We start from the raw sequence: 19,587 nt of genomic DNA, 5'->3' as shown, positions 1-19,587 counted from the left end.
AGCAACCTGCCACCGCTCACCACCTGACCCTCAAAATTGCTTCCTTAGTAGAGGTGTACGCGCCAGATCGCGAAGATGTTTTGGATCTTGCCACGCCAAAAAAAGCGCTGAGTGTGTTTTTACGGTAACGTTTTCCTCAAGTTAAGCAGTTTGTGTTCATTAAAATCAATAATTTTTTGAGCAAAATCGGCTGTAATCGGGGAGATGCGAGTGTTAATAATTAAATTATAAATATCCACTATATTCGCCTTTGAAATACTTTGAATTCGCTCCAGCAATACAACATATTCCAGTAAGAGTTTTAAACATTGCTTTTGATTTTTGTTTTCGGAGAGTGACAGAAGAGAGGTATGACACAGCCTTTGCTTAATATGTCAAGTTTTTTTGCAAAAAAACTTGACATCACGCGCAGAGCGAAGAATAATACAAGTGAGGGTAAATATTGGATTCAAGCCATGAAACCGATTCGAGTTAATACCTCCGCGCTGATTCACCGGCAAATAGAGCAACAGGGAGAAGGTTACTGGCGGCTATCTGACTTTTCTGGACTACCGCCAACTGCGGTTAGCAAAACCCTCTCCCGCATGGTAAAAACAGGAACGCTAGAACGAGTCAGTAAGGGACTTTATTATCGGCCCCGCCAAACGCGCTTTGGTAGCAGCCGCCCCTCTCAAAGTGAGATTCAAAAATTGTCAATGCCTCAAACTTTGCAGCCGGCAGGACTTAGCGCTGCTAACTTCTTGGGCTTCAGCACTCAGAATGCAATACAAAGTGAGTTTGCTACCTCAGCGAATAGCGTTCCACGCACCATTATCGGCGATCGGGCGAAAGTTCACACCCGCAGGCCTGAAACATGGAAACATCTCTCTAACACAGAAGCAGCGTTGCTGGATTTGTTGAGGTCGAGAGCAAAGCTGAGCGAATTATCACCTGAGCAAACTAAGCAACGCCTGCTAGAGTGCTTTCGTGAGGGCGTGAGCTTTGAGCGCTTAATAGCTGTAGCAGATGCCGAACCTCCCCGCGTGCGAGCAATGCTAGGCGCAATTGGTCAAGAACTAGGTAAAAGCCGTCAGCAACTCCAACAGCTTCGCCAAAACTTAAACCCGATTTCCCGGTTTGACTTTGGGATTCTGAGAAACCTTTGTTATGCTCATGAATGGCAAGCAAAATGAAACTTTGCGAATCTCCCGATTTTCGCGATGCTATCCTGGCGGCCAGAGAACACTTTGCCAAACTCAGTCTTACCGAAGCATTCATCGAAAAAGATTACTATGTCACTGAAGCGCTGCGAATAGTAGCGAATCAGTGGCAAAATCAAGTTATTTTTAAAGGAGGAACCAGCCTTTCAAAAGGATGGAAGCTCATCGAACGCTTCTCCGAAGATATTGACTTATTTTTGAACAAAGATGCGTTTATTCCACGATACGGGGAAAGTCGAGCTGACAAAGAGTTGAAAGCAATAGAAACTGCTGTCAGCCAGCATCCAAGATTAACATTAAACCAGTCTCAATCCAAGCGAGGCATCTATCGGCACAGCTATTTTAACTACCCTCAACAATTTGCTGGGATGGGGACAATTAGCTCGCGTCTGTTTCTAGAGATGGGAACTCGCAGCGGTACTTATCCGTTGCAAACAGTCTCGCTGTCGTCCTATCTCGCTGAATTTCTCCGCGAAATTAATGATAGCCTTAATGCTGAAGATGAATCGCATTTTTCGATGACTTTGCTGCATTTCCGGCGCACTTTTGTAGAAAAACTCTTTGCCATTCATGCCAAAGTAAGGCAATACCAGCGCGAAGAAGTTCCTTTAGGAACAGCAACTCGCCATTATTACGATCTTTTTTGTTTAGCGCAGACACCAGAAGTTCAGCAAATGTTAGGGAGTGGAGAATATAGCGACATCAAGCAAAATTGCGCTTTCCTCAGCCAGCAAGAATTCCCACAACAATATGACCCGCCTGAAAACTTGACATTTTGCAACAGCATAGCCCTGTTTCCCATAGGAGAATTACGCCAAGAAATCGCCAAGGAATATCAGCAGCAGTGCGAAAATTTATGCTATGGCAATTATCCAACATGGGAGGAAATAGAAGCTTGTTTTTCTGAACTGCGGAACCAACTTTAGTTATTGCGACCTGCAATACTAATCGCTCAAACCTGCTCACATTTAGATTTGAGGTTGAAATGTGAAAATCGAAAAGCGATCGGCCTGAATCCTTACGTTTGGTGTTCGGTTTAAGGCTGACTTTTGCAAAAGGTCTCTTGACTCACAAACGAATTGCACGATGATCATCAAAGTGGCAGTCCCGCGGCTAGCATTTGTAAGTGTAATTCACGCCCTACAAAAATCTACCGCACAAACTCTCCTTAAAAACGTCCTACCGGACGCCCCCAAGAAACTACGGTTTTTCGATCGGCAATTTGCACATTTTATCGATAAAATGTGCTTAATGATACCGATTTTTAGGAGCAACCAAATTAGATTTTACTGCGAGCGAGCGATACCAAACTGCAACCAAACTAGATTTACCAATACTAAAACTACACCAAACTTGACGTGACAATATTCGTTCGCAGTTCGTCTATTTTCGTACACTTTCATCTCATTTTCGTCTGCGAACTTTATACTTTTGTCTATTAACGTCACACTTAAATCAATTTAAGTTTATTTATCAAGAACTTATACACTATAAGAATTACAGAGGTTTTTAGACTGTCAAAACCTGCATTGAATAGGAAGCCAATCTTGCCAAAAACCCAGATTCAGGCAAATACTACAGGGGGGCATGGATACAAAACTTGCGCGTCTTTACTTACTCCGCATTGCGCCGTTTTTTACCATCTCAATTCCCAAATACTTGGGGTATCGAAATTTCAGTTTTTTCGACCCAAATGGAGAACCGGACAATTTTAATTATTGTGGGATGGGCGTCCCGCCCGTCCAGAAAAGACGGGCGGGACGCCCATCCCACAAATATGTGTAAATTATTTAATTTCTATTCCCAAGTGTAACCGGCTCTCTTGGATTGGCAGCGTAAAACTAGCCCCTTGGGATAAGGTGGGTTAAAAACAGAGGCAGAATTTGGCTTTAGTCTGGGCGATCGACTCGGCGCAAAAAGTCGTCCATGCGATCGCATACCAAATGCTCTAACTCGGTAGTCAGCCATTGGGCGATCCATGCGACGGAATATTTGCTAACTATCGAATGGAGTTTGTGGCTCCGACTCTGCACCAGGCTCAGATGAGGTTTGTGGCTTGGCAACCAAAACCTTGAAAGCTGCATTTTCCTCATCAGTCAAGGAATTTTTAACTGCTGTCTTGAGGTCGCCTGTCGGGTCACGTTTTATAGGTGCAACAGCTTTCCTAGCCACTGCGGGGTCATTTTCTGCGATCGCTTGGAGCACCCCCTCGACTATCTGTTCAACTAACTCTAGGTTAACGGCGGGTTCAAATTTGTCTGTGGCTTCGATCGATACTTGCTTTGCCATTTGCTGTTCGGCGTCGATCGAGTCAATTAGTGGTGCTTGCTCTGACTCTGGCGACGGGATTGGAACTTCAGAAGGTGACGTGTCATCTGAATGTAGACCTGAATGCAGACCTGAATGTAGACCTGAATGCAGACCTGAATGCAGACCTGAATGTAGACCATCCAGAGGCTCAATACTTTGGCCTGTATGGTTTGTGTTGGCCGTGTAGACCTGAGAGGGGATAACTTTCTCAGAATCATCTTTCTTGAGGTTTGAATCAGTGGCTGGCGAGATCGAACCTGATATCGGCATCGAACCTGATATCGGCATCGAACCTGATATCGGCATCGAACCTGATATCGGCATCGAACCTGATATCGGCATCGAACCTGATATCGGCGGTAAAATTTCAGTTTCTATTTCTTCCAAAACTTTTTGGTTTAGGTCTACATAGTCTACACAAGCCTTGTCTGTTAAAGCTTTTAGGTCTACATTCAGGTCTGCATTATGCAGACCTAGATCTACATTATGCAGACCTAGGTCTACATTTTGAGATAACAAATCTTCCACGGTGGCAATGTTGGTGTCGGCATCCGTCCGCAACCGCAATCCTTTGATTACCGTGCCAGAAGCAGTCCGATCTTTCAAAACATCTTTCCATTCAAGGACGAACTGGCAAAGCTCTACCAAGTCTGCTGAGAAGTTGTTTTTACCTTTGGCGCTGTATCCGGCACTGCGGCAGTAGTGGTGGTAAGAACCGAATAGTGTGGACTTGGCTGCCTTGTAATCGTCGTCCTTCCATTCATCTTTATCGCCCCCGATCGCGGTTTGGGCTGCTGGGTCATGTATGAGGCAGTCGTTGACCCACGATGCCATCGGGTCGGCCCGCACCCGATCTGCCCAGAAAGTGCCGTTGATACCGCAACCCTCCTGGCCCAAGATGCGCTCGATTTCGGCAACTGGAATTGTCAGCAGGTACTGGGTGAACGCGCTCAGCTCCGGCTCTAGCTCCCGTTCGAGGTGGCGGTTGCGCTTGACTGGGGTGTACCGAAATTCCTCCTGCACGATCCGGCGCTTCAACCAAGACAGACCGCTGGCGGGGAAACACGGCTGATTTGCGGTGATTAGAGCCAGCCCCGGAAAGCGGAAACTGACCGCGTTTTGGTAAAGTTTGCGACCGCTAAGGAGCCCCCCACCCGTCAGCGACCTGAAGTTTGACAAGTTGCCCGTGTACTTCTCTTGGTCGTCAAAAACGGCCAGGCGCTTCGTTTGCAATTCCGCCACTTTGTCTGCTTTGGTTAAGTCTTCGAGGTTCCCGATCCAAGTATTTCGTTCGCCGACAATCATGGTGGCTAGCCGGGTGTAAAGCCCTTTTCCGGTTCCTCCAGGCCCATTCAGCATGAAGAATTTTTGCAAGGAAGACATACCGCGCAAGCTGGCCGCAATGAAGGCTAGCAGGATTTCTTTTTTGTTCTGGTTGCCGTCGGTTGCCTGATTCATCCAGTCGTTAATTTTTGCCCATCCAGTGTTAACGGCGCTTCCTTTGTAGCTTCGGGGCAGCGACCAAGTTAGCCGGAAGCCGGGGGCGTGAGAGTGCCACTGGTTGTTGTCGATTTCTAGCACCCCATCCTCAAAGGGCAGGAGTTCGTTTGAGGGTCGCTCGCCCCACTGGAATTCGTACAGCTCCCGCTTCATCGCCCCCAGAACGTTGGCGCAGTAGGCGTTGTTCGGCACAGTCCCCCGAGCCTTGCAAAGCCCGTGAATTGCGCTCAGTACGTAATCTTCGCTAACAGCGCCCCAAACTCCCCGGTGCTGGAGTTCGTATTTCATCCAAGATTTGTGTTCCTCAGAGTAGCAGAGCCTGTCGCGCAAATCTTCAGCAAACTGGGCCCCGAGCTCTTGCGGTGCGGGCGGTTTGAGGGAGAATTGGGGGGGGCTGTTGCCGTCGCTGAGCGAGCTTTCCCAGTCCTCGAACCGCACGGAACGGACCAGCATCCGCCGAAATTCTTCTATTCCTTTTCTCTGAATGAAATCGTCCATTCCTTTGGTTTCTCCCTCAGTGCCTGGTTCCCATTGTCCCGTAACGCTGCGGACGGGAACGCCAAATTTGAGCAACTGGTGGCCGAGTTTTCGCTGTTCCCAAATGACGTTTGGGTTAGTCGCTGCATCCGCATCAAAACCAATGATGAACCCAAAACCAGCACGAGCGTAGGATTCTAATGTGGGAACGAGATAGCGTTGACCCTGCAAATCGCTCTTCTTGGCAGTCAGCCCCATGCTGATGCCCATCAAGGCAATTGTCGGTAAATCGTGGCTGCATCCCGCGATCGCCTTAAATGCTCCCTCTGTGATGATGAGGTAAGGATGGTCGTTGATGTGGTAACAAACAAGTTTGAGTTTTTCTGGGTCCCAGTAATCCTTATCTGTCGGATGTTGCGGCAAGAATGCGTCGTATTCACCAACGGGCGATCGATATTTGGGTGCTTTTTTGCAGCCGGAGGATTTCCAAGGTTTATCGGGTCTGAATTGGAATTGTGTGGTTTTGCCCACAAATAGGATGCCGCCGGATTTCGCCGTATAACCCAAATATACTGATGCCTCATCCTCCGTTACGGTTCGACAGTTGACGGAACTCCAATCGTTTAGCAGTCCCCGGCTCTCAATGTGGCTCTGGTGTTTGCTGGAAAGATAAGCGGTAGATTGAATTTGCGTTACAACATTCATAGATCCTCTCTCGCTACTCATAGCGGTGCTAACTGGTTTTGTTTGCAAAAACCCGCTAAATGTAGAAGAGACGGCCCTGCTTTCACTACCGTGAGATTTACAAAGGTGTAAATTTGGCGGTAATCGCAGATTTGAACTATGATGGTCTTAGAATTTTATTATTTTTGATTGTCGGTTGTCTCTTCTAAAGACAGCGGGCATTTTTTTTGGTCTGGTCTGGTCTTAAGCTGCGAGGCTTTTCGGTGGTTGCCGAGAGCCTCTGTAATTCCATAAGTTGATAGATCCTCCAATTTTAAACCTGAACGTATGGCTTAGATTGCTCGCTGGCAAGGAATTTCTGATAAGCTTCTCGATCGCCACCAAAGGAATCAACGGAAACCTTGGTAACAATCTCGTAAGTCATTGCCTCAGCTTGCTCTGGTGTCAAAGGTTGGCGCTCGCAGTAAGCAATCTGTACGTCCCGAAACTCCGGCAGTTCCTCCTCAATCTCTGATAAATCGGCTTCATACCGAAACACTCTGACCACTACCCAGTCTGAGGGAACAACAAGGTAAGCTTTCCAAGGGCTGCCCTCTTTTTTGACGTGGTAAGTCAACCGTTCGCCAAGTTTGACACGGCGCTTCAGTAGGGGGCGGGAATCGTGCGAAAGCTGCAAAAGTCGAGTTAGCTGCTTGCCAATCACAAGCTCTTTGCTCTCGATCGGCACCCATTTTTCTTGCTCTTTGACTAGGTAAAGGCTCAGGGTAGACTTACTTGCCAGTGGGTCGTACAGTTCGATTTCTTCAGTTGGTGTTATTTGTTCGAGTAATGTCATAGCTATGCCTCATCCTTATTGTCGTCGTCTTGGTGGTCGCCCCACATATCCCAAAAACTCGTCTGCTTGCCTTTGAAGACGCAATCGACCGAAAGTTCTGAATCGTCGTCGTTTTGTTCGACTTTTTTGAGTTCCCACCCATACTTTTTTTCCATCTCCTTGCAATCCTCTTCAGATGAGGCTGAATGTCTGTTTTCCTGCTCCGAATCGTCATCCTCACTTTTGCTAAACGGCCATCCAATCATTGCAGTCACTCCTTTAAATGGATGTATTTTAAAACGCCTCCAGCTTTTTATCTTTCCCTGGGGGTTTGGGGGTTTGGGAACTCAAAAAGTTTGAAATGCCGTTCTTAGCTCTGGTTCTAGCTAAATGCAGTCCACAAAAGCTTTTGGCAAAAAATCTGAGACATTTTGAACTTTTAATCCAGCACACTTGGCGTTGCTGTTTTGGGTATACACCAAACGCGAGGTCAACAAATCTTGGTGTATACGCGCAGTTCAGCTTAGTTTTTCAAGTAGTGTTTCCCATTCAATAATTTGATTTTTTAGAAAAAGGGCGCGATCGCTCCTAGCCTTGCGTTTGAGGAACAAGCCCTTGCCAGCAAGTTCGTCGCGAGATAGAGCGATGCTGAATTCCAGGACTTTTGCACATTTTCTCCCTATCCTCCTTTGTTAGTTCAGAATCGTTCATTCCCGCGACCCCTCGTGCGAACTGTTCCAAGAATTCAGAGCGGGAGATGGCAAGAGCATCAGCCCTGGTGTCGATCGCCTTCATTGCGGTAGGAGTCACAAAAATGCTGTAGCGCTCTTTGTTTTCGCCCCAAGCGCTGCGTTCTGCTGGTTTTCTGGTCATTGGTCTGTGTATGCACAACAAATTTCATCATAGGGCTTGACAATACCTAAATAAAAGTGTTATGCCTGTGTCTACATAGTTATGTATGTGCATACACAGCTATAGTTAACATCAAAACCAAACCCCGCCCCCTCTGACTCGCAATCTTCTGGGGCGGGGTATGGCACTCACAAATAAATGGAGATTTCCTCTATGTTCGCAGATTACGGGCAGCAACCACCAGCCCAACCAAGCTTTGTCGAAATCCCTAACCCCTGCGTCACCACCACAATGGGACGCATCGAAGTAACGGATGTTCGTTCTGAAACCCTCACAGGTCGGCTATTGGATGACCAGGACAAACCAATCCAAGAAGACGGACAACCGGTTTACGTGTGCGTCCGCAAGTCAGAGATTCTGTATTCCACCGAACGAGACAACATGATGAATTGGTGGGAACTAGGGGAACAAGCCGTGGTTCCCTACATGGCGCCCAGGAAATATTCCCTGGAATCCTTAATCAATCGATTGGATGGGCTCAACTCGGATGAACTCTATGTTTTGCGAACCTTCGTCTGTTTGGAGAGCGACCCGTTCAAAGCGTATTCGGGGAGCGTCAACAACGACTTATCCCACTTGCAGCTTTGGTTCCCGACAGTGCGAGTTCTTGATCGTGTGGAACAAAACCAACTAGCAAGCGCGTTGTGCTGGCGGATAGCTAGCGAATCCAACGCACCGACAGCACCCACACCGGGCGATGGGAGGGACGATTAATCCTCTAGAACGAGTAGGAGCTCAAATTATGATGACAAACTTTGGCATTGGGTTGGAAACGCCGCCAAGTTTCACGCCCCAATTGATGTGTTCCCCAAATCTGAATTTTGTGCCTAATCCAGACGACACTTTACCCTCGTTCATCAGGGGTGTGAACAGTTTGCCAGCTCAATCTGATGGCTGCGAACGGGTAAGGATAATGGTTTTTGGATCGAGTTACGGGGTGACATACGCGATTCGCTGGCTTTACAGACTACAGTTCGCTCATATCAGCGAGTGGAGTTTCTTGATGCCTGCTCCAAGTGAGGGTGAATTCATGAGCATTATTACCAAGAGAATCCCACGCTCGTCCAACGAACTAATTGGCATAAAACTTGGTAACAACTTAGTAACCATTTTGTAGCAAGGCTGGCGATAGTTTTATCTGTATCAAAAGCGATCGCCAGTTTCTTCTATCAGATAGCAGTGAGGAATGACCATGACCAACGGCAACGGGTCGAACGGCGTGTCGCCTAACGGTGATACGCCCCAACCAGATCCAATACAAAAGTTAACGGAATACGTTGAATCAGTGGAGATTTCTCTAGAAATCCAGGAAGATAAGACAGATGCCATTGAAGATCAGGTGGCAAGTCTTAGCGAGCAGATAACCGAGTTGAAACAACAAGTGAAAGACATATGTCAACTACCGCACACTTACTCACAGGGTCAGGTGTGGGCTTGAATTGAGCCTGTTGACCAGACGGCTAGTTTTCTATTAGCAGCCGTTAAGACTAAGAGTTAAAGTTCGTACCAAGGAATGCGTGCCAGTTCCTTGCTCTACAACTGGGTAATTAAACAGGTCATTAAGGGAAAGCCAGTGTTACTCAGAAAGTACCGAGTCTTAACAACGTCGAGGCAAACTTAACCAGTAATGAGAGGTGCAGTAATGCGCGTTTTCGTATTAGACAAAAATCTCCTTCCTCTTGATCCCTGCCATCAGGCACGAGCGAGAGAACTGTTAAAAAAAGGTAGAGCTAGAGTTTTCAAGCGCTATCCATTCACCATCGTGATGCAGGACAGAACCCTTGAAGAATCTACAACTCACCCGCACCGAATCAAAATCGACCCCGGTAGTAAGGTGACTGGTTTTGCGGTGATTCAAGAAGAAACTGGGCGCGTTACAAATGCTCTTGAAATAACTCACAGAGGGCAGCAGATTAAAGACGCCCTTGAGTCTCGCAGATCCTTAAGAAGAGGTCGCCGCAACCGTAAAACTCGTTACCGCAAACCTCGTTTCTTAAACCGAACCCGCAAACAGGGCTGGCTGCCACCGTCTCTTGAGAGTCGAATTGCAAACATTGAAACTTGGGTGGATCGAATTAGAAAAGTTTGTCCTATTACCGCAATTTCTCAAGAGTTGGTTAGGTTTGACTTGCAACAACTCCAGAACCCTGAAATTAGCGGCGTAGAGTACCAGCGAGGCGAATTATTTGGATTTGAAGTCAAAGAGTATTTGTTGGCAAAATGGGGTAGGAAATGCGCTTACTGCGGCATTGAAAATGTTCCGTTTGAGATCGAACACATACTCGCTCGAAGCAAAGGTGGTTCTAACCGAGTTAGCAATCTCTGCCTGAGTTGCCATTCCTGCAATCAAGCCAAGGGAAACCAACCTGTTGGGGAGTTCCTCAAGAAGAAACCTGAAATCCTCAAGCGAATTTTAGCTCAAGCAAAAGCACCTCTTAAGGATGCAGCAGCAGTTAATGCTACCCGATGGGAGTTGTACAGAAGGCTGCAATCAACTGGACTACCTGTAGAAGTAGGAACTGGCGGTCGGACAAAATTCAACCGCCAGACTAGGGGCATTGAAAAGACACATTGGGCTGATGCGGCTTGTGTAGGAGCATCTACACCCGAACGCTTACTTCTTAATGGAGTTAAGCCGTTAATTGTTAAAGCCAAAGGACACGGAACTCGCCAGCGGTGTCGGCCTGATAAATACGGATTTCCCAAGGCTCATGCTCCGTCATCTAAGTCTTTTCAAAACTTTCAAACAGGAGACATCGTTAAAGCTAATGTCCCTACAGGGAAGTTTGCAGGTCGGTATGTCGGCCGGGTTGCCATTCGGTTCAGGCCAAGTTTTGTTCTGCAACTACCAACTCACAAGTTTGACGTGCACCCAAAATATTTGAAAACAATTCACAAGGCTGACGGCTATGAATACCAGACCTGATTCTAAGGATGCCCTATCGGTAATTCATTGGTTGGTGGCAATTCCCCGGACGCTAACCAAGAGCGGGTATAACGGGAGTCTCCTTGCCGCATTTGGGGTGGAGATGAAGAGGACTGGAAACGAATGTCAAAGACTTGACGGGCTTATCGCACGCCGTCAGCAGAAAAACCGATTGCAACGGTCAAGGCTGGAGCGAACCAAGCGCTTGCGAGATGAAGTTGCCTTGGGTAGACCCTTGAGAAAATCTCCAATCCTTGACTTCGTTGATGATTTGGTACACCGTCCGCCCAACCAAGAGCAGATGCGCCAGCTTAAGGAACTGCTTCTAGAAGAACAGAAGGCGATCGCTCAACTCATTGCCCTAATTGACCGGCACAAGGAGTAGCTGTCTGCGGTTCACGAAACAGCCCAGCGACACCCTTTGCTGGGCGAATTTTTTTTTGTGGATGGTGGGCGAGATCGTTCGGGGATTCTCGATCTCGATCGGCAAACCAGAGGCATGAATTAGCTGCAAATTGGGTGAATTCCCAGCAATTGTGCCAGATTTGATAGTTAGAATGCCTGCTCTCAAACACACTCCATTCATTGCTAATTGAGCTGTACAATCATGTTTTATGAGTTGCCACAACTTCAAGGTAAAATCAGAAACATTAAGCTAATTACCAACATTTTTAATCTGATAATTTGAAGTTGTCAGATACCAGGTCTATGATTACTCCCATTTTTCCGGATAATTGACCAATTGGAACATCTGATAAACTTTCTAGTTTACGAAATAATGCTTCGTAATTCAGGTGCCTAAAATGTAGTCACAGAGCGACTTATAAAATTCAAGAATTCCATTTCATCAATAGCTTGATTCTCAATAAGTACGAAACTAAATGCTTTCATGGTTTCTTAATAAGAATGGGAGTTCTAGTATAATTTGACCAAATGCTTATGTAGTATAGGTTTTAGTGCTTTTGGTGTGACCTGAATCCTTACGTTTAATCGTTTAATCGTTTAATCTTTTACTGTTTGAGTTTTTAAACAACAGCTTGCCTGAGCTTCAAAGGTGGCTACTTTTAGCTGCCCTTATTTTTTAGTCTAAACTACAGTATTTTAATCTGTCAAAAAAAAGCACTCGACCCTGCAAATATACTTATTGTTAAGATTATTTACATCGAGATCCGCAGCAAGAAATTCACCGTACCTATTATTAGAGCAAGTTCCAGGTTGATGAAGTAGATAGTTCCCTTTCGTAGGAGCAATCCCCCGTGGTTGCCCTGGTCGGGGTGGGGTTGGTGGATTTGAATTGTACCTTACGTACACCAAAAGCACTGTAAATCTATATCAGGTACCCAACAATGACAGCAACATTATTTGCCGCCGGATTCAAAGGATTTCGGGATAGCTTCAGCGCGATCGATCGCGCCAAAAATATTACTTCCGTAGTGTTTATTGATGCGGCAGTAGAAGATTATCAAAGTTTAATTGGAGGAGTTGTAGAAGGAGTAGAAGCGATCGTACTTGACGCGCAGCGAGATGGAGTCGAGCAAATCGCTGAAATTTTGAGCGATCGCACCAATATCGACGCCGTTCACATTGTATCTCACGGCAGTCCCGGCAGCATTCAACTGGGAAATACCGATCTCAGCGCGTTGACTCTCCAAGCCTATGCCCCGCTGCTGCAAAAATGGCGGGACAGCCTCGCACCCGGTGCCACCATACTTTTGTACGGGTGCAGGGTAGGCGAAAATATCAGCTTCCTCCAAAATTTGAGGGAATTAACAGGTGCAAACATTGCCGCCTCCAAAAACTTAACCGGTAATGCTGCATTGGGGGGAGATTGGAATTTAGAAGTAACAGCAGGTGCGATCGATTTTCCCATAGCATTCGATCGGGCGATCGTGCAAGCTTACAGCCACGTTCTCGCCGTTATCCCTGTTACCACTATTGCCGACGAGGACAGTGGACTCTTAGTTGGTGCTAAACCAGGCAGAGTTACCACGGGTACTTCTTTGCGGGAAGCGATTCTGTACTCTGTTGCCGGAGATACCATCAATCTGCCTGCAGGGAAATTTACCCTAACCCTCTTCGGAATTGGCGAAGACGCTGGTGAGATAGGCGACCTTGACATCAAACGCAATCTTATCCTCAAAGGTGCAGGTGCTAACCAGACTTTTATCACAACTCAAGCGGGCTGGAACGATCGCATCTTTGACATCCACGACAAGAATAACTTCACGATCTCTGGCGTGAAGATATCAGGAGGAGATGTCAAAATACCAGGAGTCCAAATACCAGGAGTAAATATTACTGCTGAAGGCGGTGCCATCCGCAACGCCGGCGGTACGCTAGATATCTCCGAAAGCACGATCGATAACAACAAAGCTAAGCAAGAAGGCGGTGGTATTTACAACAAGGAAGGTACTGTTAATATCAAAAAAAGTACCCTCTCTAACAACAGCTCGCTCTCTAACAATGGTGGTGGCATTTATAACAATCTGGGTACTGCTGATATCTCCGAAAGCACGATAAATAACAACAAAGCTCAGCAACAAGGTGGTGGTATTTACAACAGTGAAGGTACTATTAAAATTAAAAAAAGTACCCTCTCTAACAACAGTACAGTCTCAGACAGTGGTGGCGGCCTCTATAACAGTCGGGGTACTGCAGACATCTCCGAAAGCACCCTCGACAACAACCAGGCGTTTTTAAGTGGCGGTGGCATTTACAGCTACTCCACGATCGCAACCGTCACGATCTCCAATAGCACTCTTTCGGGCAACAAAATCACCGGCAATCAAGGAAAAAATCACGACGGCGGTGGCATCTACAACTTGGCAAGTCAAGTAGACATCAAAAATAGTACCCTCTCTAACAACAAAGCCAACATTGCCACAAGCAACGGTGGCGGTATCTACAACGAGATTGGCAACATAAATCTTACCAATGCCACGATCGCCGAAAATACAAGCAATAACGTTAGCGGTGGGGGAGTTTTTACTGCTGGTGGTACTGTCAAAGTTCAGAACACTATCATTGCCAAAAACTCTGCTAGAAATGCTCCCGATGTCAAAGGTAATTTCACTGACAATGGGAATAACCTGATCGGTATTAAAGACGGCAGCAACTTTGTGTTCGTGGCTGGCGGGCTGATAGGTAAAGCGGGAGCTCCCGTAAACCCCAAGCTCGGCCCCTTAAACAATAATGACGGCCCTACAAAAACCCACGCATTGCTAGTTAAAAGTCCCGCGATCGACGCCGGAAAGAATGCTGCGGCCCCTGGCAATGTCGATCAGCGAGGTAAACCCCGCATCGTCAACAAAACAGTAGATATTGGAGCTTTCGAGGTTCAGGAGGCCCAGCCCGTTAAAAAAGTTGGCTTTGCCGCCCCTGCATACTCCGCTACAGAGGGAACTGCCCCCACCACCATTACCGTCCCTGTCATTCTCAACGAAACTCCCGAAGAAGATGTTACTGTCTTCATCTTTACTAACGCTAGCAGTACCGCTACTTTGGATGCGGACTACACTTTTGCCCCAACATCCCTAACATTTCCCGCAGGTACGGCGGAATTAAGTCAAAACGTCACCGTTACAATCAATCCAGACGACATCCCAGAATTAGATGAAACGGCATTTTTTGAGTTCAGCAATATCATCAATGCCGAGCCCGGAGACATAACTGAAACCGCAGTGACGATTCTGGCTAACGACACGCCAACACCGACACCAACGCCAACACCGATATCAACGCCAACACCGATATCAACGCCAACACCGATATCAACGCCAACACCGATATCAACGCCAACGCCGGCACCGACACCAACGCCGATATCAACACCGACACCGGCACCGACACCAACGCCGACACCAGGAATTGGCTTCAGTTTTAGTGCCGCGAATTATACGATCGAAGAAGGTCGCACTGCCTCGATCGAAATTTTTCGCAATGGCAATACTAATGTTGCAGTTAACTTTAACACTGCTGACGGATCGGCCGTTGCTGGTGGTTCTCAACCCGATTACATTGCTGCTAGCGGTACGTTGAATTTTGCGATCGGTCAAACTAGCGCAACTTTCACTGTCTCAACGATTGACGATACTTTGAGCGAACTTTCTGAGACTGTCAATCTTTTCCTCGGCAACGGTAGCACAGACAGTCTTGTCGCTGCCGTTCTGACAATTACCGACAATGACACTCTTGTAGGGAATACGAGAGACACTCTTGTAGCAATTGACGGCGATACTATTCGGATCCGAACCGATGTTTTGTCAACAGTAACTCCTGCCATTAACACCCTTAGCGGTGCGCGAAATAACAATTCAATTCGTGCTTCTCAAATCTCAGATTCTCTTGGCGGCAGTATCGCTAACGACTTGTTATTTGGCAGTCAAGATCTCGATTCGATCGGCGGTGATGTTTTGATGGGTTCTAGCGCTAGCAATTTGCTCAATGGATTCGAGCGCAACGATACTTTGTATGGAGGTAAAAATGACGATACTCTCATCGGTGCTGGTGGCGATGACGTATTGTATGGAGGTTTAGGTAATGACTGCTTAATTGGCGGCAGCGGCAATGACATTTTTGTCTTAGATATTCGAGGGGGAAGCGATATCGTAACCGACTGGCAAGACGGTCAAGATTTGTTGGGATTAACAGGAGGTTTGACTTTCGGACAGTTGAGCGTTACGCAAAATAACAGCGGCGCTTTAATCAATTATGGCGATCGACTTTTGGCAACAGTAATTGGAGTGTCAGCCAACCAAATTGCCGCTGGCGATTTCAAACTAATTTAATTGAGATTGCGGGCGATCGATCGCCATAGAATTAGTTGGCAGTCAGGACTTTAGCTCTTTCTATTTTGAGGGCTGAAGTCCAATGGCACTGCTCAAGTCTTAATTAGATTTCTTGCAAAAGTCGGGAATAGGGAACAGGGAACGGGGAACAGTGAACAAGAATTAATGCAAACAACACCGCAAAAATATTTTGGCAATTCAAGTCTATTAAGCCCGCAGTTTAGCTTTCAAGACTCTCGCAGGTTCCTGGATTCGAGGATACGGTTTCGGCCGGAGTTTCAATGATAAGGACAACTTCGCTTTTGGTTTCGGTTCTCCTGGATATTCGGTGATAAGTGAAGCGTATATGACTCCTGGTATGAGTTTCAAGACTTGCACTGGAAGATTTTTGTAGCTTGAGATACAATTTTAACCACAAACCCAGGAGAGCCTTGGTCGCCCTAAGGAATGAAAATTCAATAATTTCAGCATCTTTACGCCCGCTAGCTTTACAGGCAAGGATTGAAAGATCGAGATTGCTTAAGTTATTAAATTGCCATTGCTAAGTTGCTAGGGCGTCGGTACAGTAGAATATTTTGATAAAAAGAACGAAATATGTATTATGTAGGGCGAAGGATGAGGCGACAGTAGATCGCGATCGCCAACCATTTTTTTGTCCTCATGCGAGAGCTCTGCCAAGATCTACATCAACACACATACTATGTCGATGAGTGTCAACTCCTAATACTGAACCGACGCCCTAGTGCCGCTAATCCATTCGCTGTAGCAATTGGTGGTGGTGTAGCCAAGTTGTTGAAATAGGGCGATGGTTTCGAGTTCTAGGGCTGCTTCTGAGTCGGGGTGGGACATGATAGTTTTGGATTGAGAGAGGTTATGACGCTGCTATTGATTCGTTTATAGCGTGGGCTAAAATTCCCAAAATTTTATTAACATTGTTGCTCAGAAAATGCTCTCCTAAATCTATTTCAATAATTTGTTCTTTTAATTTTAAAAATTTCCATCTATCCCCAGTTGTGACAGCCCCATAAATTTGGTCAATTTGGTTTTCTTCCCGTTCGTTAAATAATCTTGCTGCTAACATTTCTGCTACGCATTGACCTAATCCAGCATTAATATCTTCTTTTTTGGCTTCTACAATTGTGATGACGGGGGCATTGATAAATAGCTGTTCTGGAGAACGGCTGATGAGAAAGTCGCAGGTTCCGTTTAATCCTCTGGTCGCATCAACGGTAAAATCCACGCCTGAAAATAAACTAATGGGTTGCGTAAAGAACTTTTTTAATTCAATTAAAATAGGAGAAATAATCATTTCAGAACGCGACTTTTCTGTATTGATAGCAAGCGCCAAAGGGAGATTGTATAGAAGGGTTTCTTGCAAATAAAGACTGCTGTTAAAGTCTGAAACTCCTGGAAAAAGATCGAGTTTTTCAGAAACTGTTAAACCGAATATTTTTACTATTTTTGCTAATGTAAAGTCGCTGTAAGACATATCTTTTACCTTGTTTTGCTTGTTTGTTGGATATTGATAACGATCAAAGAGATTAATTATCTATACTTTGCAGCATTATTTGTCTGATTTGTTTGAGAATTCGCATAATGTCATAAAGTTGATTGCGGTGGGGGAGTAGCAGGGAGAAGATATTAGATAAATCGTATTGAGGATCTGGTTGAATTATGAGTTTGATAAATTGGAATTCATCGCCATTTGTGATTAATCCATAAACGGAGCGTTCTGGGTTGGGGCTTGCCATCAAGTAGGTGAGGGCTTGAGGTAGGGCAACAGAAAAAGCAATTGTTGATTTAGATTCAACAACTAATGCCCAGAGTTGCTGTTGAATAATCAGCGTGTCGATGCGTCCTCTAAGTATTTCGTCTCTGTCTTCTAGGATGAGTTCGACTTCGGGTTCTGTGGTGACAAAGAAGGGCTCGTCGTATAAGCCTGCTAGGGTTAATAAGGGAGAAATGACTAAGTGATTGATGGTTCCTTCGGCTAAGGAACCGCGTTCTCTATGGCGCAGAAATCGATTTCTGATTTGGTCTAGTGCGGCTGTTTCAAAGTCGGTGAGTTCGGGTAAGTTTTGGGTAAATTCTGGGGAAAATTGATCGTTGCTTGTTGGAGTTAGATTGAATCTTTCTCGCAGGTTAAGCAAACTGGTGATGGTTTTGGAAATCGGTTTAGTTTGAACCATAGCTTTAATGCAAGGGAAGGTGATTGAAATACTCCCCTGCCTGAAGGCGAGGGAATTCTGAGTCGCAGACAGCAATTGCAGGTTTCGCCTGTCTAACTATTGTAGCAGTTGGCGGTGGTGTAGCCGAGTTTTTCAAAGAGGGCGATGGTTTCGACTTCTGGGGCTGCTTCTGAGTCGGCGTGGGGCATGGTGATTTTAGATTTTGGATTTTAGATTGACTTATGAAAAATAAAATCTACTAATTTTGATATTATTCTATAATGGTTTGAATCATTTGTGGAGTGAAAATCTCGCCCTTTTTACTTCGTTACACTTGACTCATGACAAGTAAGTTTTTATCGTCAGCGATCGACCGGATTTGATATAACTGGATGCCTAAGTTAGGCACCCAGGTAGTGGGGTAAGTTGCAGCTAGTTAATTAGTACGATCGCCCCAAGGCTGATTTACTTGTCGGACACAATCAAGGTAGAGGAAGCCGATCGCCCAAATTCTTCGGGAGTGTATTGTAAATGAGCTTCTGCGCCCGGCCAAAGGTAGGTGCCGGGAGTGACAGATCGGACGAGATAGTGGAGGCTGTAGACTCCGGGTTCGAGGCGATCGCTATAGGCAACAATGCGATCGCGATACATCGTTTTATACCCGATTTGCCAGCTATCACCCTGGGCTTCCACTGCCTTGGTAGAAGTTTGGAAACTGTTATCAATTGCCTCGAAACCAGCAGGTAATTGGTCAGTAATTACCACGCAATCCACAGGGCGATCGGCGATAATTTCTAAACCAATATCGAATACTTGTCCGACTCCCAAAGTCAAATCATCTTTAGGAATAGCAAGTTGCTGCTTTCCTAATACTTTATCCTGACCGGCCGATCGAATTTCTCGCACTACTCGTAACCCGTTTAAGCGTCCCGGTTGATTTCCCGGCAAACGATAACCGTAATTAACTAGATAGTGCAGAGTACCTTGACCGAATTTCTCAACAATCAAATCGCCATTTTGCGGTAATTGGTCTGTTGCTACGGTGATAAATTTACTGGGATTGCGGTAGCCATCAAATTGCATGGAATCTAAGGTTTTGCCAGCCAATTTTACGGTAGCTTGAAACTTGGGTGGTGTGGGTTGAGTTTGGCTGTAATCTACTAAAGCTGCAAGTGCTTCTGAGTTGTCATAAGTGCTTTGCCAAGTGCCATCTCGCCGCAAATTCAGGAGACTTTGCAACAGGCGATCGATATCTTCTGCCTTGCCTTTTTGAGCGATAAACAGCCGCAAAGCTTGAGATTGTATAGCGGTAGGAGATGCCAGCCAGCTTCGATTTTGAGGCAGATTTACCGCAGCCGATCGAGCCGTAATATAGATGTTTTTTTGCAACTCGTCATTCAGCAATTTAGACTCATCTTGCCAGTCTTTGAACTGCGATAAATAACGGGCTAGCTTAATTTGAGTGACTGGGTTATATTGACTTCGCTGCTGATAGATATCTGCGAGAAAGTCATTGCGTTTTTCACCTAACTCTGCTAAGGCTATCAGAGATAACAACCTTACCTGACTCTTGCAAACTAAGTCTCGGCAAAACTCATATTGTCCGGGTTCTGCAAGAGTTTTCTTCAAGTAGTTTGTCAGGCGAGACAGCATCCCAGCATTGACTGTATTGGGAAAAGCCTTAGATGCAGATGCGATCGCACTTGCAGTATAAGGAATGAAAATTTAATAACTTTAGCGTCTGTTAAATAGTCGGCACTGCACGATAATTCCATTTTGGCAGATATTCATCAAAAATAATTTTCATTGT

16 protein-coding genes are annotated in these 19,587 nt (G+C 45.9%); 8 read left to right on the top strand and 8 right to left on the bottom strand.

Translation table 11 applies throughout. The annotated features are described in order from the left end of the window. Positions 1-350: 350 nt before the first annotated feature. Both JGK36_RS01190 and JGK36_RS01185 read left to right on the top strand, forming a co-directional pair. On the top strand, positions 351-1,172 hold the full coding sequence (locus JGK36_RS01190) for a DUF6088 family protein (RefSeq protein WP_293196030.1): 822 nt from the start codon (positions 351-353) through the stop codon (positions 1,170-1,172). Next, complete coding sequence (locus JGK36_RS01185) at positions 1,169-2,125, top strand: nucleotidyl transferase AbiEii/AbiGii toxin family protein (RefSeq protein ID WP_293196028.1); 957 nt, start codon at positions 1,169-1,171, stop codon at positions 2,123-2,125. Before JGK36_RS01190 ends, JGK36_RS01185 begins: the two co-directional genes overlap by 4 nt. A gap of 1,069 nt (positions 2,126-3,194) precedes the next feature. Here JGK36_RS01185 and JGK36_RS01180 read toward each other — a convergent pair. From JGK36_RS01180 to JGK36_RS01165, 4 genes are all read right to left on the bottom strand, one after another. Continuing rightward, positions 3,195-6,191 carry a DUF3854 domain-containing protein gene (locus JGK36_RS01180; RefSeq protein ID WP_293196026.1) on the bottom strand — a complete coding sequence of 999 codons (2,997 nt, stop codon included), beginning with the start codon at positions 6,189-6,191 and terminating at the stop codon, positions 3,195-3,197. Positions 6,192-6,483: 292 nt separating this feature from the next. Further along, on the bottom strand, positions 6,484-7,005 hold the full coding sequence (locus JGK36_RS01175) for a hypothetical protein (protein ID WP_293196024.1): 522 nt from the start codon (positions 7,003-7,005) through the stop codon (positions 6,484-6,486). A 2-nt stretch (positions 7,006-7,007) separates the two neighbouring features. Beyond that, entirely contained in the window at positions 7,008-7,250 is a 243-nt protein-coding gene (locus JGK36_RS01170) for a hypothetical protein (protein ID WP_293196132.1), read from the bottom strand. A 322-nt stretch (positions 7,251-7,572) separates the two neighbouring features. Further along, entirely contained in the window at positions 7,573-7,857 is a 285-nt protein-coding gene (locus JGK36_RS01165) for a hypothetical protein (protein ID WP_293196022.1), read from the bottom strand. Positions 7,858-8,049: 192 nt separating this feature from the next. Between JGK36_RS01165 and JGK36_RS01160 the strand changes: the two genes are divergently transcribed. From JGK36_RS01160 to JGK36_RS01135, 6 genes are all read left to right on the top strand, one after another. Next, positions 8,050-8,610 (top strand): hypothetical protein, encoded by a 561-nt coding sequence (locus tag JGK36_RS01160; protein ID WP_293196020.1) that lies wholly within the window; start codon positions 8,050-8,052, stop codon positions 8,608-8,610. Between the two features lie 28 nt (positions 8,611-8,638). Continuing rightward, positions 8,639-9,013, top strand: coding sequence for a hypothetical protein (locus JGK36_RS01155; protein WP_293196018.1), 375 nt, complete (start codon positions 8,639-8,641; stop codon positions 9,011-9,013). Between the two features lie 75 nt (positions 9,014-9,088). Next, positions 9,089-9,334, top strand: a complete 246-nt coding sequence (locus JGK36_RS01150) for a hypothetical protein (RefSeq protein ID WP_293196016.1) — start codon at positions 9,089-9,091, stop codon at positions 9,332-9,334. A gap of 204 nt (positions 9,335-9,538) precedes the next feature. Further along, entirely contained in the window at positions 9,539-10,822 is a 1,284-nt protein-coding gene (gene iscB, locus JGK36_RS01145) for an RNA-guided endonuclease IscB (protein WP_293196014.1), read from the top strand. Beyond that, positions 10,806-11,207, top strand: a complete 402-nt coding sequence (locus tag JGK36_RS01140; RefSeq protein ID WP_293196012.1) for a hypothetical protein — start codon at positions 10,806-10,808, stop codon at positions 11,205-11,207. Before iscB ends, JGK36_RS01140 begins: the two co-directional genes overlap by 17 nt. A gap of 961 nt (positions 11,208-12,168) precedes the next feature. Then, positions 12,169-15,609 carry a DUF4347 domain-containing protein gene (locus tag JGK36_RS01135; RefSeq protein WP_293196010.1) on the top strand — a complete coding sequence of 1,147 codons (3,441 nt, stop codon included), beginning with the start codon at positions 12,169-12,171 and terminating at the stop codon, positions 15,607-15,609. 720 nt (positions 15,610-16,329) lie between these two features. Here the strand turns inward: JGK36_RS01135 and JGK36_RS01130 are convergent. From JGK36_RS01130 to JGK36_RS01115, 4 genes are all read right to left on the bottom strand, one after another. Further along, positions 16,330-16,458, bottom strand: a complete 129-nt coding sequence (locus JGK36_RS01130) for a hypothetical protein (protein WP_293196008.1) — start codon at positions 16,456-16,458, stop codon at positions 16,330-16,332. A 22-nt stretch (positions 16,459-16,480) separates the two neighbouring features. Beyond that, positions 16,481-17,098, bottom strand: coding sequence for a hypothetical protein (locus JGK36_RS01125; RefSeq protein ID WP_293196006.1), 618 nt, complete (start codon positions 17,096-17,098; stop codon positions 16,481-16,483). A gap of 52 nt (positions 17,099-17,150) precedes the next feature. Continuing rightward, positions 17,151-17,798, bottom strand: coding sequence for a type I restriction endonuclease subunit R (locus tag JGK36_RS01120; RefSeq protein WP_293196004.1), 648 nt, complete (start codon positions 17,796-17,798; stop codon positions 17,151-17,153). A gap of 444 nt (positions 17,799-18,242) precedes the next feature. Beyond that, positions 18,243-19,430 (bottom strand): hypothetical protein, encoded by a 1,188-nt coding sequence (locus JGK36_RS01115; protein ID WP_293196002.1) that lies wholly within the window; start codon positions 19,428-19,430, stop codon positions 18,243-18,245. Positions 19,431-19,587: the final 157 nt, after the last annotated feature.

Origin of the sequence: Microcoleus sp. PH2017_35_SFW_U_B (genome assembly GCF_020737865.1) — a bacterium.
Classification (GTDB): Bacteria; Cyanobacteriota; Cyanobacteriia; order Cyanobacteriales; family Microcoleaceae; genus Microcoleus.
This window is presented reverse-complemented; position numbering and strand designations above follow the sequence as displayed.

Coding starts and splice junctions, on each gene's coding strand:
- JGK36_RS01155 (WP_293196018.1), top strand. CDS start 8,639: ATGATGACAAACTTTGGCATTGGGTTGGAAACGCCGCCAAGTTTCACG.
- JGK36_RS01125 (WP_293196006.1), bottom strand. CDS start 17,098: ATGTCTTACAGCGACTTTACATTAGCAAAAATAGTAAAAATATTCGGT.
- JGK36_RS01175 (WP_293196024.1), bottom strand. CDS start 7,005: ATGACATTACTCGAACAAATAACACCAACTGAAGAAATCGAACTGTAC.
- JGK36_RS01190 (WP_293196030.1), top strand. CDS start 351: ATGACACAGCCTTTGCTTAATATGTCAAGTTTTTTTGCAAAAAAACTT.
- JGK36_RS01135 (WP_293196010.1), top strand. CDS start 12,169: ATGACAGCAACATTATTTGCCGCCGGATTCAAAGGATTTCGGGATAGC.
- JGK36_RS01160 (WP_293196020.1), top strand. CDS start 8,050: ATGTTCGCAGATTACGGGCAGCAACCACCAGCCCAACCAAGCTTTGTC.
- JGK36_RS01120 (WP_293196004.1), bottom strand. CDS start 17,798: ATGGTTCAAACTAAACCGATTTCCAAAACCATCACCAGTTTGCTTAAC.
- JGK36_RS01185 (WP_293196028.1), top strand. CDS start 1,169: ATGAAACTTTGCGAATCTCCCGATTTTCGCGATGCTATCCTGGCGGCC.
- JGK36_RS01140 (WP_293196012.1), top strand. CDS start 10,806: ATGAATACCAGACCTGATTCTAAGGATGCCCTATCGGTAATTCATTGG.
- JGK36_RS01165 (WP_293196022.1), bottom strand. CDS start 7,857: ATGACCAGAAAACCAGCAGAACGCAGCGCTTGGGGCGAAAACAAAGAG.
- JGK36_RS01130 (WP_293196008.1), bottom strand. CDS start 16,458: ATGTCCCACCCCGACTCAGAAGCAGCCCTAGAACTCGAAACCATCGCC.
- JGK36_RS01115 (WP_293196002.1), bottom strand. CDS start 19,430: ATGCTGTCTCGCCTGACAAACTACTTGAAGAAAACTCTTGCAGAACCC.
- JGK36_RS01170 (WP_293196132.1), bottom strand. CDS start 7,250: ATGATTGGATGGCCGTTTAGCAAAAGTGAGGATGACGATTCGGAGCAG.
- JGK36_RS01180 (WP_293196026.1), bottom strand. CDS start 6,191: ATGAATGTTGTAACGCAAATTCAATCTACCGCTTATCTTTCCAGCAAA.
- JGK36_RS01150 (WP_293196016.1), top strand. CDS start 9,089: ATGACCAACGGCAACGGGTCGAACGGCGTGTCGCCTAACGGTGATACG.
- iscB (WP_293196014.1), top strand. CDS start 9,539: ATGCGCGTTTTCGTATTAGACAAAAATCTCCTTCCTCTTGATCCCTGC.